The sequence below is a fragment of the Myxococcus sp. CA023 genome (assembly GCF_010998615.1).
Classification (GTDB): Bacteria; Myxococcota; Myxococcia; order Myxococcales; family Myxococcaceae; genus Myxococcus.
The window spans coordinates 1-12064 of record NZ_JAAEAH010000001.1 but is presented as its reverse complement, the minus strand read 5'-3'; the positions used below and the strand labels follow the sequence as shown (position 1 = coordinate 12064).

Sequence of the window (12064 nt, the reverse complement as noted above, 5' to 3'; positions counted from 1 at the left end):
CCGTCCAGCGGCTGGAATGGCGCAGGCAAGATGCCGAATGCCATTGCACTCAGCGCACGGCTTCCATTTCCTGCGAGATGCGTTGACATGAAAGCAATCAGTCGTGGCGAATTTTCTACAACTGGACTATTCGTTGACGCCCATTACGAAGGCGGCCGACGAGGAAACGCCGGGGATGACCCGCTTCCCGCCCTGCTTGGCGTCAGCAACCAGGGTGGGTTCCGACATCTTGGAACCATTGCCCAGCCGCGACTAATCGTCATAACTTCCACCGGATCAGATCCAGACTGGCCTGACGAGCTAGATCAGACACTCGGCATTTTCACCTATTTTGGCGACAATAAACGACCTGGGCGAGAGCTACATGAAACGCCACGCTGGGGCAATGAATTCCTTCGCAAAATATTCAATGCGGCTCACACCGGAGCACGACATGGCGTCCCGCCGATCCTTGTGTTTACCAGAACCGCAACGTTTCGAGATCTTACCTTTAGAGGTCTAGCGGTTCCAGGCGCAGATGGACTTTCTCAAAATGAGGATTTAGTGGCAGTATGGAAAATAGCGAATGGCCAACGATTCCAAAACTATCGCGCTAAGTTCACCATCCTTGATGTACCACATCTCACTCGCGAGTGGTTGAACGTTATCCGGCATGGTGGTGACATCTATGCGGCTGCACCAAAGCATTGGCAACAGTGGGTCAACACAGGAAAGCACACCCCGCTGCGCGCAGAGCGCTCCCGTCAGACCCGCTCAAAAACAGAACAACTTCCAAACTCTAAAAGCGACCTCCAGATTCTCGCCGATATTCGAAATTACTTCTCTACCAATCCCGTTGCCTTTGAGGCTTGTGCCGCAGAACTAGCACGAATGACTCTTGGTCGAGTCCCTAGCATTGACTTGACACGCCCATCTCGTGATGGCGGTCGTGATGCCGTTGGAAAGTACCAGATTGGCGAGGGGCAATCCTCTATCCTGGTAGATTTCGCTCTCGAAGCCAAGTGTTACGCTGAAAACAACTCCGTTGGCGTTCGTGAAATTTCGCGGATCATCTCACGATTGCGACATCGCCAGTTCGGCATATTGGCGACAACGTCCTATGTTCATAATCAGGCATACCAGGAGATCATGGATGATGGACACCCCATTATCATCATGGCTGGGCGCGACATTGTGGAAGTATTGAGGCGCAACGGGTTTAGCACCCGCGATCAAGTGCTGACCTGGTTGAAAACCCAATTCCCTTGAGAGTGAAGGATAGATTCCAAAAGGATTCCTGATTTGTTCAACGACTCTCTCAGTGGGCGGAAACCAGCACGAGTGGTATTGAATCCCAACCAGCAGTGGCCCAAAGACCTACGAGAGCCTCGCGGCTGCGAATGAGCGTCTCGACCGCGGGGGCCGGTGGTGGACGCTGAGGTTGTCCAAGACAACGACGTCGTGCGACTTGAGGACGAGGAGCATCTCCTCGCGAACGTAGGTCTTGATACGTTCGCTATTGGTAGCCCCCTCGAAGGTCAGCACGGGTCCTAATTCCTGGAGCATCAGGTCCCCGATTATCGTGAGTACCTGCCGAGCCCCCTGGACATGTAGTCGCGTGATCGCAGCGCTCGGCAAGCACACGCATTGCGACGAGTCATGATGAAGGTGGCGACGGAGTCCAGAGTTATCCAGCTGTCCCCGATTCAGTACCCCAGAACCCGTAGCATCCGTTCTCAGCAGGTAATGTACCACGCAGGGCGGTGCTCGGTTGCCCTGCCTCCACCTTCGCGAAACTCGGCGCGAAGCCCATGCTCACGCACCTCCCTCATAATCGATGAAAGTTCCATACCACCCACAACCCAGAGAACTCCTCCGGATGGAACGTTGTTGATAACCTCAAGCCCCCCTGGTGCGAGTGTCTTCGTGATTGCGTCCGCAATCGAAGCCGCATCTCCCTTCTGTCCCGCTCGGGCAAAGCTGATCAGGGCGATATTCACGGCTTCCGCAAGCTTGGGTAACGCTGCCTTCCGGAGGTTCTCCTGCACCTCCTTCACGGCCCCCTTCCGACCGGCACGCACAGCAGACAACGCGCCCGCCACATTGGCCGGGACGGGAAAATTCATGGCCTTGATAGCGTGCCAGCACTCCGCCTTCTTGCACCACTCCGTAACGTTCCGCCCCTCAGCTGTTCGCTTGATGGCTTCTTCAATGGGCATCAGCAGCCCACGAAGCGCCGCCTCCAGCTGAGGCGTCAGCTTCTGCGCTCGCCAGATTTCGGCAAGGTCCAAGCGCGCACCGACTCGTGATGCAAGATACGCCACCGAGTAAGTAACGATGTTCGCTCTGTACGCGCCAATCCTGGCTTCACGTGCAAGCGCCTGGACCTTACGGAAGATGATTGCCTTAGCTACGAGCTGGGTGAAGTACTGCTCGTCCGGGATGAAATCGGGCTGCTGCGCTTTGAACAAGAGAATGAACTCCACGAAGTTTTTCTGGGATCCCTTGCTGACCAGGTCGGGCCGTTGACCCCAACTGTGCTCAAAGACCGCAAGATCCGTCTTCGTGAACATCTGTGATGCCGGATGGATGCTGTCGAATTGTCGCTGCTTGGCGGGTGTAGAGGCCTTCCCGCGGGCTACCTGGTATTGACCGCGCGCGCGCTCGTAGAACCAGCGGCTCTGCTCGCCTGGTGCCCAAATCGTACGCGAGAGGCTCTCCAACTTCTGATGGAACAAATCGTTCGCGGAGAAATCGGCCTCGTTTACCTTGTTCTGGCTGTTCGCATACAGGGAGATGCGCGGAACGAGTGTCTCAAGATGCACCGAGCGCACCTGTGAGAGCTTCATCTGTACGAAGACCCGAGAGAGTTCCGCCTGGTCCTTCTTTCCAGCACGATGGATGGAGGCCGTCGTCTGGCCACCGTTGACGATCTGCAACCCCCTGATCCAAACAAGAGCCGTCGTCCCGTCCGGGAGCAACTTCGTCTTCACGTCCTCCGCCACCGCTGTGATACCGTTGTTGTAGGCGAAGAAGAGCTGAGGCTCCTTGAGCAGCGTGTCACGAATGCCGCGGTTGATCTTGCCACGAGCCTGGAGGAAGGAGCGAACGTTGAGTTCGAGGAGCCGCTCACCGTATTCGTCGTACAGCTTGTAGAGAACCTCCCCCGGAACCACGGCGAGGTAGGCTCCGTATTCGCCTTCGGAGATTGGAACCGGCAGACAGGGGATGGTGCGCTCGAATTCGCCAAAGTCGATATCGATCGTCTCGCGGACGTGCCCCGAACTCATGCTCCGATACAGACGCTCGATGTCCCAGATATCCGCACGAACATCGATCCGGGATTGATTGCTAATCTTCAGCGGCTTCTGCAGTTGGTGCTCACGCACCACACAATCCGTGAGCACGATCACGTTCACACGCTGCACACTGCCTTTAGAGAAGACCTCCCTGACCCGCTCCGCCATGTCGTAGGCAGGGTGGGCCTGTTCCATCTTGCTCGAGAGGTCAGCCGCGGCCGCACTGACGAAATTCAAGGCACGCTGGATAGCCTGATAGACCTCTGTCATGCGCAGAGTCGGCGGAACGGGAGTATCTCTGTAGATACTGATGATGATGTCGAGATGCTCCTCGTCGTCCCCCACGTTGTAACCGTTCGCCTTGAGATGGCGGTTCCCGAGTTCCTTGCGGAAGTAGCAGGTATGCCCACCAGCAATGGCACCGGCTTCCGCGATGATGTCCACCACCCGCTCGGTGAAGGCGTTCTCCTTGAACTCCGCCGCCTGCGATACACTCGCGTGACCCGACATCTCTCCTCGGGCAAGGGAAACGATTTCAACGTGGAACTTACTGGCAAACGCAAGAAGCTCCGGGCTCAATGACATTGTCACTTCCCAACGATGAGTGCTGCCGCTGCATCCGGTGACAGCCGGTAGGCAGAGCATGCCGACAGCGCGACGGAGTACCGAACGTCTCCGACTCCGTCGGGTATCTCCGCTTCGGTGAGCCGGGGGAAGCTGCCCATCACGCGATAGAAGTCATGTGACCGCACCACATACGCGGACTCCCCGTAACGAACTGCGTGAACATCGAGGTAGCCCCAGCTTCGGAGCTTCTCCTCGAACAGGGAGAGTGGCTGCCCGGAAGGGCGTAGCAAATCCCGCAGCGACTCCACCATCCCTACGAGCGTCTCGCCGGAATCATGTCGGATTTCGAGCGCCACATGTAGCAAGAGCAGGGCTGGCACATGCGTTTCGTCGAGCTGCCGGATGTTGGAGATCGCCACCTGATGGTGCGGGCTGCTCGCGGTCGTCTTCACCTCGACGGCGCAGGACGCGAACTGGAAGTCCTGGTTGCTCCGATCGGGCCCTGTCCATGCAGGGATGGCGCACCCTGCACCGATGAGCCGAATGGCTTGATGACGCAGGCACCAGAGTTCACCATACAGACCGCGCTGGGCATGAGCCCCGAGACCTTCTGGACCATGCCGTTCGAGAAACTCCTGCCACCGACGGAGCCGCTCAACGAAGGTCGAGACAGCGTTGCGCTGGTCCACCGCCTTGGCAACGCTGTCGACAACATCCTGGGCAAGAACTCCAAAGACATCACGATATGGTGGGGCCGCGAGCCAGAGACTAAGCCTGACTGAATTCGGGCCGGGGTGCGGGTTAATCTCCCGCAGCAGCACGAAGCCAGCCGAAGAGAGACGCTCGCCAGCCATACGAAGCGCAGCGGGCCTGACATGGATGCAGACGAGCGGTACGTCAGATGGCCTGTCGAGGCCAGCATAGATTTCGAGACGAGATTCGGGGTAGATGCGTCGCGCAACCAGCCCGGCCTGGAGCTTGGGCTCTTCGGCAATGAGCCTCCATGCCTCCTCGACAGATTTCACATCACACTCCCATATTGTTGTTCCCAATAAACATTATTGACACGATATGGAACCTTCAGTGCGGTGTCAGATGCAGGAAAGCTGACTGCCCAGCCGATTGGAGTCGGACTGGTGAGCTGCAGCGCCTTGCTGGTATCTGCCGCCGGATCCAACGGATAAATAATGAGGAGACCACGGTCCTTGGAACGCACTTGGCGGATGAATGGGCCGCTGGGCGCCTCCGGCATCTTGTCCCGTTTCGTTCGACCAGAGTCAGGATGAAAATTATCCTTGGTCAACTCAAGCGCCCGTGCATACGCAGCAGCATCAAGATCTATAGCCTCATCTCTCGGGCTTACCAAGCGACGAATCTTGTATAAGCCATTCGTGGCGTCTTTGTTTTTGGCCTGTCGCTTCGTGAGCCCGATGGGCAACCCAGCGATATTTTCCTTCACTCCCTCGCCACCGCCGAACAGAACCACAGTCCACTGACTCAACTCACTCTGGGAGAGCTGCTTCTTGATGTACTCGGAAAGCAAGACCCCCACAGCCTTTGTAGAGCTTTGCGGCACATGGAGTGTGGCCAAGAACTCAGCGACTTGTTCAGCCGACACCTCTGGCCATACGTAGGAAGTCTCCCACTCCTCCGACCCACTCGGACGAGACTGAATCCAACCTGGAGCACGCCTGCCAAGCTTCTCAAGAAACCTGACCGTGCTGGCCAAGTTGTGTTCCAGCACCTCCCGCCGGGGGTCGAAGTTGGTCGTTTCGATGATATCTCCATCGAACGAGATCATAAGATCAACCCCATTCCTCATCTTGACTGGAGAAGTAATCAGCAACGTTGAGTGTGAGCGAACCTTGAGCCCATAGTCGGCCGGAAAGCCACCCACGGCGGACATCCGATCAAACTCCTGACGCAGTTCTTCTCCGGCCATCGTCACGTGCTGGAACCAATCATCGAGTTCCTCGGTCATGTACAATCGGCAGAGATCAAGATAGCCGGGCCTGTAGCCGAACCAGCGGCCCATCTGCATGAGAGTGTCATACATGCGCGAGGCGCGGAGGAAATAGCTTACCGAGAGCCCTTCCAGGGTCAGGCCGCGCGCGAGCTTGTCCCCCCCTACCGCAATGACGCTCAACCCCGTTGCGCGGTGCTCTTCGTAATCGAGCACGTCTCCAGCCGTGCCATTGATCTGCTTGACCTTGATGCCAGCGACAGCAGCCTTGAGGTGTAACGAAACCTTCGACCACGAAAGAACTGGCAGCGACAGATCATTGATGGATTGGGTGGTAGGAACGAAGTCCTCATCCCAGAGGCGACGCAGCTCCGAGTGAAGGCTTGTAACTCCCGCTGCCGTCCCCAACTCCAGGTGGTCCTGCACTTCCTTAAGAGCACGCTTCACCTGGCCGAAGACCTCCTTCTGCACATCGGTGAACCGGGTAACGTGCACGAGCATCGAGTTGTGCTCGTTGAGCTGTCCACGCGCGCGGCGTGCTGCACACACGAGCACGAAAGAGTGCAGCGCCGTTCGCAGGGACAGTGGGAGCTCACTCTTCCCCTTAATGCGGGGCTTGTGTTCCTTCTTGTGAACAGGGGGTATCCAACCATTTCGCTCTCCAGGGTTGGGCGAGTCGGCATGGTCGGAGATGTGCCGTATAAGGCCGAGTGGCTCCCTCTCCTCGGCGTTCAGCATCGGGTCCGGGTCCAACCCGAAGACACGTACTGGGCCGACGTAATCGGAAGGTGCGGGGAGATTCGTGATGAAGCTCCTAGGGAACAGATCCGCACCGTGCTCGTCGGTCTGGCCAGCATCGTGGATGAAAATGTTGGCGAACGGAGTGGCCGTGTAGCCAACGTAGGCATTCCGCTCGAAGAGATGGAGCAACTTCCGGATCTGCTTGTTGATGGCGGTTGGATCGTGGTCAGGGTCCGGCCGCCCCTCTTCATTGAACTCCTGGGCCCGGGTGTCGATGGATGCGTTGTCCGCCTCGTCATCAATGACCAGGAGAGGCACATCGGGCACGACACGCCTCTCAACGTCACGGACTGTGAGCGTCTTCTGCGCGAAGCGCTCGACCCACGAATTCAGGTTCGCCAGCACTCGCGCGTTCTTCTTGACAACGAAGAGAAGCGGAATGCCTCCAGGCCCGATGTGGAAGTTTCGTCGAACACTCATCTTGAAGTCGCCGTCGTCAGCTCGAGTCGTGATGGTGTTCGCGCGAATACTGGGATCGATCAACCCGACGCCGATATGCTTTGAGATTGCCCCTTCAACGGACTCGTCCTTGCTCTCGTACCCGAGGAAGCCTTCGTCCAAGCGAATCTGCGTCTGGCTGCGCAGACTCTTGTGAATACCCGCGAGGACGATGATGACCTTGTAGCCAGCGTCCGCCGCTTTACAGATGAGCCCCGTGTAGTTGGCTGTCTTTCCCGACTGAACGTGCCCTACTACCAAGCCCCGGCGGCTCCACATCCCCTTGCGGTTCGGGTCTTCGAGCCTGCCGAGCGTTTCATAGGTCAGTTCATCGAGCTTCTCGAGGCTCGCGGCAGCCCATCGCTTCTGCTGGAGGAGGCGCTGGTAGCGCTTCCAGAACTTCCAATCGATGTCCGACTTGCGGCTGTTCAGCCATGCGATGTGGTCCTCGTTGTGCTCGAGGGTCACTGCGTTGCCCATCCACACCGTGAATGAGGACTCCAGGTCCGCGACGAGGCGCTCGCGATCAACTTGGCTCTTGCTGTTCGGATCCATCTGCAGCGCAAGGTCGACCTTCGCTGCAATCATGTCCCGGGTCAGCACCTGGCCTTGCTGCACTTGGCCCCTGAGGAGAATCTGCGCAATGCTCCAGGCGCTATCGTAGGCATTGTTCATCTGCTCACTCCTTTCATGAGCTGCTGCTTGGCGCGACTCAGCGCTTCTTCGAGCCCAATTCGTTGATGGCCTTCGCGTACTGAGCGAATGGACGCATGGAGAGGATGCGCTCCCGAGCGGACTCCTCCGTTTCGCCATCTGCGCGCAGAGCCTTAAAGAGTTCCCCAAGCACCTCCGCGACCCTGGCGGACGGCTCGCTTTCGAAGGCTTCAGCGTGGGCTTCGGGCTTCTCGGACGCATCCAGCCAGATTCGCTGGACGGGAACCGTCTCCTCCAGCAGACGAAGGAGTGCCTTGAGCGGCTTCTGATCACTGCCCTGGCGCGCGATGACGAACTTCACGAGCGGATGCTCCCTACGAACGCGATAGCCAAGCCGACCACGGGTGGTGACCGACTCCCAGGCATCATCGATTTCGCGAACACCTGATGTCCGCACTCGAGCTCCCCTGTGGACGAACACCTCCCGAGCCAGCTTGCGGACCGCATCCGCAAGCTCCCTCAGGCGCTCTTCCAGTTCCGTTGGAGGCCGGGCTCGGGACTTCTTGACATCGATCTCCCACTCGGCATCCGTCGAGTTGGAGATGTCCACCTTCAACCTGGCGAGCCTGTAGTGTTCCTCGGTCGCATACCCCAGACTGAGCCACCCTCCAGCGACCAGCAGGCGGCGCTCCCGATAGACATAGAAGCCCTGTTGGGTGTTCCAGCCCCCCGGGCCGGCAGCAGCCTCATACTCGTCCTCTCTCATGCGGTCCTTGTGCGGCAGGACGTAGCCAGTCACCTGGACCAGCTCCTTCCGGAGCTTCAGTGCCTCTTCAGGAAACTGGTACGTGGCCACATGAGAAGAGAGGAAGGGGTCCCATGGGCGAACCAGCGAGTCGGCATCGCGGCCATTTAGATATATGCGCAAGGGCGGCCGACCGTCCTCTACTTCGAGGTACCTGTGAAAAACCATTCCAAGGTGCCGCCCTACAGTGCGCGCCAATGCTAGGAAGCGGCTCTGGGCCTGGGCATCGTCTTTGCGCACCTTCCCGACGATGCGGTCCATCTGCTCCCACAGCACGAGAGTTCCCTGCCGCTGCCCGTCCAGCGTGGAGAGACGGGAAGCAGAGCCTGGGGCCTCCGTCTTGAGCAGGCGCCACTCCCTGCTGTCTCTCACGTAATCGAGGTCCCAACGCCGGATGGCCCACCTGCCTCCGGCTTTGAGCGAAGCAACCGTGAGCCGGCGTGCCTGAGAGAAGGAGGCCGTCTTCAGGCCAAGACCGAACCGCCCGAGATCGTTCGGCGCCCGTTCGTCCAGCGGACTGCGATTGCCGGGGCGCATGGCATCCGCCAACTCAGCCTCGGACATCCCGCGGCCGTCATCCCGCAGAGTGATGTGCGAGTCCTCACCACCCCAGTGGAAGGTGAGCCAGACGTTGCGCGCTCCCGCCGTGATGCTGTTGTCGATCAAGTCCGCCAGCGCCGTCTGCACGCTATAGCCCACTGCCCGAAGCGCCTCGAGCATGGACGACGCCCGTGGCTCTGCAATCTCGTAGTCGGCCTCCGACACGACTTCGCCAACCTTGCGCAACGCTCCCTCGTCTTCCCCGGCATGCCCCCCCGGAGCGCGTATTAGCCCCGAGCAATAGAAGCCAGCCCCCCGGTGGCAGGTCTGTTCCACATTATCCTAGTTTCCGAACTCCCAAGAAGCGGCTCCGGGAATGCAGACCGAGCAGATAACCGAGCGCCGTCACCGGTACGGCACCAGGGTTACCTAAGACCCTCTGGCGACAAGGAGTCGACTGTGGCAGGCGCGGCCAAGGTGCAGTCCGGGCAGACAGACAGAGTGTGGCGTCATCCGCCCACGCGTGGCACGGCAGCTGAACAGTCAGCCCGACATGCTTGGTCTGGTACGGGCTCCTGCGGTGGTTGACCGCCCATGAATACCGGGCCACCCATCAGTAGGAATGACACATAGAACCTGTTAGGTAGGATCTACCAATGGGCCTCTCCCGTTCCGAACAGATGTCGCGGATCCGCGGCCGAGACACCTCTCCCGAGCGTCTGCTCCGGTCGGCGCTCTGGCGGGCCGGACTGCGCTTCCGCCTGCACACGCGAACTACTCATGGAAGGCCCGATGTGGTCTTCCCCAGGCACAAGGTTGCTGTCTTCATCGATGGCTGCTTCTGGCATGGGTGCCCCGAGCACTATGTGCGCCCGCGAACGCATGACGAGTTCTGGTCCTCCAAGCTGCGAGAAAACGTCGAGCGGGACCGCCGACAAACGCTCCTCCTCGAAGAAGGTGGCTGGCGCGTCTGCCGCTTCTGGGAGCACCAGATCTTCGAGTCCCTCGCGGAGGTAGTCGAGTGGGTCCGCCAAGCACTCCAGGACGGAGAATGGACTCCATCCGCATCGTGGAGGGTCGTCCAGGTCATCCCACAGGTCGGCGAGGGCGACATGGAGCAACGCTGGATGGAGGAACTTCGAGACGCCACCGAGACTCGAACCGTGGTCGGACGACGGAGCACGAAGAAGTGGAAGAGGCCATGAACTCCGGGCCGAAGCAGCAGATCAAGAAGTGGGATGGCCGGAGACCCTACGGTATAAGTCCGGACGGCATGGCTCCAGGCATCAGGGCGAAGCTGGATAGGATCGGGAGAGGAGAGCCGCTGCGGCTGCTGGACCTCTTTTCCGGGTGTGGGGGCCTCACGCTCGGCTTCGTCAGCGCGGGCTGCGTCAGCGTTGGAGGAGTCGAGATCGACGCGCATGCCGCCGGGTCACACGCGTTGAACTTCCACCCGCTGAAAGATCGATCAGCGGCTCCCTGGCACGCGATGTCCAAGGACATCCTGCAGCTCAAGCCCAGCTCGCTGAACCATCTGCTGAAGCGTCCCCCAAATGAGGGGGTCGACGTGATCGTCGGCGGTCCGCCCTGCCCCGCCTTCACACGCGTCGGCCGGGCGAAGCTCCGGGAAGTGTTCCAGCATCCCGAGGCCTTCAAGCAGGACCCCCGAGCAACGCTCTATGTGCAGTACCTGCAGTATGTCCAGGCGCTCAAGCCCCTGGCGCTCGTCATGGAAAATGTCCCCGACATCCTCAACTGGGGTGGGCACAACCTCGGGGATGAAATCTGCGAGTCGCTCAAGGCCATGGGCTACCGCTGCGCATATACACTCCTGAATGCGGCGAGCTACGACGTTCCGCAAATGCGCGAACGGTTCTTTCTCGTCGCAGTCCACAAGGAGACCAGGAGCGACCCCAGCTTTCCCGTGCCGACGCGGAAGGTGGATTTTCCACGGGGCTATTCCAGCAGCCGCAATGTAGCCCTCAAGAACGTCCTGGCGCAGTCCTCGGACAAAGGGTCCTGGTATGTCGCGCCGCCTGCCGCCCCAGCGAACGCACCTCCCGCGGTGACAGTCGCCGAGGCCCTCGCGGATTTGCCCGAATTGACGGATCATCTCCACAACAGGGATCGTCGTGGCGCGCGTCACCTCAACGGTCATGTGCCCCATACCACGGCCCCGCACAGCGCCTTCGCACGACTGATGCGGGAGTGGCCAGGATTCGAGTCCGACGGTTTTCTCAGGGATCACGTCACCCGCTGTCTGACCAAGCGCGACTACCGGCTCTTCGAAGCCATGGAGTCCGGGGAGGACTATCCGAAGGCACATGTGCGAGCCACGCAGTTCTTCGCACAGGAATTGGAGAAGCGACGGAGATCGGGTGCTCGCCTCACAGAGGGCTCACTTGAGTACGAGGAGCTCAAAGCCGCATTCGTTCCGCCGTACAACCCCGGAAAGTTCCCCAACAAGTGGCGCAAGATGGCCGCCGATGAGCCCGCCAGAACGCTGATGGCTCACCTGGGCAAGGATACCTACAGCCACATCCACTACGACTCAGATCAGCAGCGAGTGATTTCGGTGCGTGAGGCTGCGCGCCTCCAGTCCTTTCCCGATGGGTTCCGCTTCGCCGGAACCATGAACCCCGCTTTCCGACAGATCGGCAACAGCGTCCCACCACTCCTGGCCTGGCACATCGCGGACGAACTAATCCGTAGCCTGGGCATCACCCCGAAAGCGCGGCCGAATCTCTCGGAGGATCCCCGAAAGACACAGGCCAAGACCCGCGTGGCGTAATGACGCCGTAAAGAACTGCAGGAGCGGCTCCAGCGCGCCCCTATGAACTGGCATCGCCCGGAGCGCGACCGTCGCTACCGTGCGCGGCGTTGTTGGACACCTAAACCGCCTCGACGAGTCCGCTAAACATGGAGCCCAGCGTGCTCGAAGAAGGAGCGGAGGACGTCGGGACGATGCTGTAGGGCACGGAATTCCTTTCGTGCCAGGCGCATGAGGTCCGAAATGGC

General features: G+C 59.6%; 7 protein-coding genes. 3 read left to right on the top strand and 4 right to left on the bottom strand.

The genetic code is table 11. The features are described 5' to 3' along the window. The first annotated feature begins 87 nt into the window (after positions 1–87). Positions 88–1248: a restriction endonuclease gene (locus tag F8M74_RS00035; RefSeq protein ID WP_141252640.1), complete on the top strand. Its 1161-nt coding sequence runs from the start codon at positions 88–90 to the stop codon at positions 1246–1248. A gap of 467 nt (positions 1249–1715) precedes the next feature. Here F8M74_RS00035 and F8M74_RS00030 read toward each other — a convergent pair whose 3' ends face one another. The 4 genes from F8M74_RS00030 to F8M74_RS00015 are packed head-to-tail and all read right to left on the bottom strand — an operon-like array spanning position 1716 to position 9292. Beyond that, positions 1716–3863 (bottom strand): AIPR family protein, encoded by a 2148-nt coding sequence (locus F8M74_RS00030; RefSeq protein WP_141252641.1) that lies wholly within the window; start codon positions 3861–3863, stop codon positions 1716–1718. A gap of 2 nt (positions 3864–3865) precedes the next feature. Continuing rightward, a complete protein-coding gene (locus F8M74_RS00025; protein WP_141252642.1) occupies positions 3866–4870 on the bottom strand; it encodes a PD-(D/E)XK motif protein in 1005 nt (334 codons plus the stop codon). Beyond that, on the bottom strand, positions 4867–7722 hold the full coding sequence (locus tag F8M74_RS00020) for a Z1 domain-containing protein (RefSeq protein WP_141252643.1): 2856 nt from the start codon (positions 7720–7722) through the stop codon (positions 4867–4869). The genes F8M74_RS00025 and F8M74_RS00020 overlap by 4 nt, the downstream gene beginning before the upstream one ends. A 37-nt stretch (positions 7723–7759) precedes the next feature. Beyond that, positions 7760–9292 (bottom strand): ATP-binding protein, encoded by a 1533-nt coding sequence (locus F8M74_RS00015; protein ID WP_141252644.1) that lies wholly within the window; start codon positions 9290–9292, stop codon positions 7760–7762. Between the two features lie 410 nt (positions 9293–9702). Here F8M74_RS00015 and F8M74_RS00010 point away from each other — a divergent pair, with 410 nt between their 5' ends. After that, positions 9703–10251 carry a very short patch repair endonuclease gene (locus tag F8M74_RS00010; RefSeq protein ID WP_141252645.1) on the top strand — a complete coding sequence of 183 codons (549 nt, stop codon included), beginning with the start codon at positions 9703–9705 and terminating at the stop codon, positions 10249–10251. Beyond that, positions 10248–11837 carry a DNA cytosine methyltransferase gene (locus F8M74_RS00005; protein WP_141252651.1) on the top strand — a complete coding sequence of 530 codons (1590 nt, stop codon included), beginning with the start codon at positions 10248–10250 and terminating at the stop codon, positions 11835–11837. The genes F8M74_RS00010 and F8M74_RS00005 overlap by 4 nt, the downstream gene beginning before the upstream one ends. Positions 11838–12064 lie beyond the last annotated feature (227 nt).

Coding starts and splice junctions, on each gene's coding strand:
- F8M74_RS00035 (WP_141252640.1), top strand. CDS start 88: ATGAAAGCAATCAGTCGTGGCGAATTTTCTACAACTGGACTATTCGTT.
- F8M74_RS00030 (WP_141252641.1), bottom strand. CDS start 3,863: ATGTCATTGAGCCCGGAGCTTCTTGCGTTTGCCAGTAAGTTCCACGTT.
- F8M74_RS00020 (WP_141252643.1), bottom strand. CDS start 7,722: ATGAACAATGCCTACGATAGCGCCTGGAGCATTGCGCAGATTCTCCTC.
- F8M74_RS00010 (WP_141252645.1), top strand. CDS start 9,703: ATGGGCCTCTCCCGTTCCGAACAGATGTCGCGGATCCGCGGCCGAGAC.
- F8M74_RS00005 (WP_141252651.1), top strand. CDS start 10,248: ATGAACTCCGGGCCGAAGCAGCAGATCAAGAAGTGGGATGGCCGGAGA.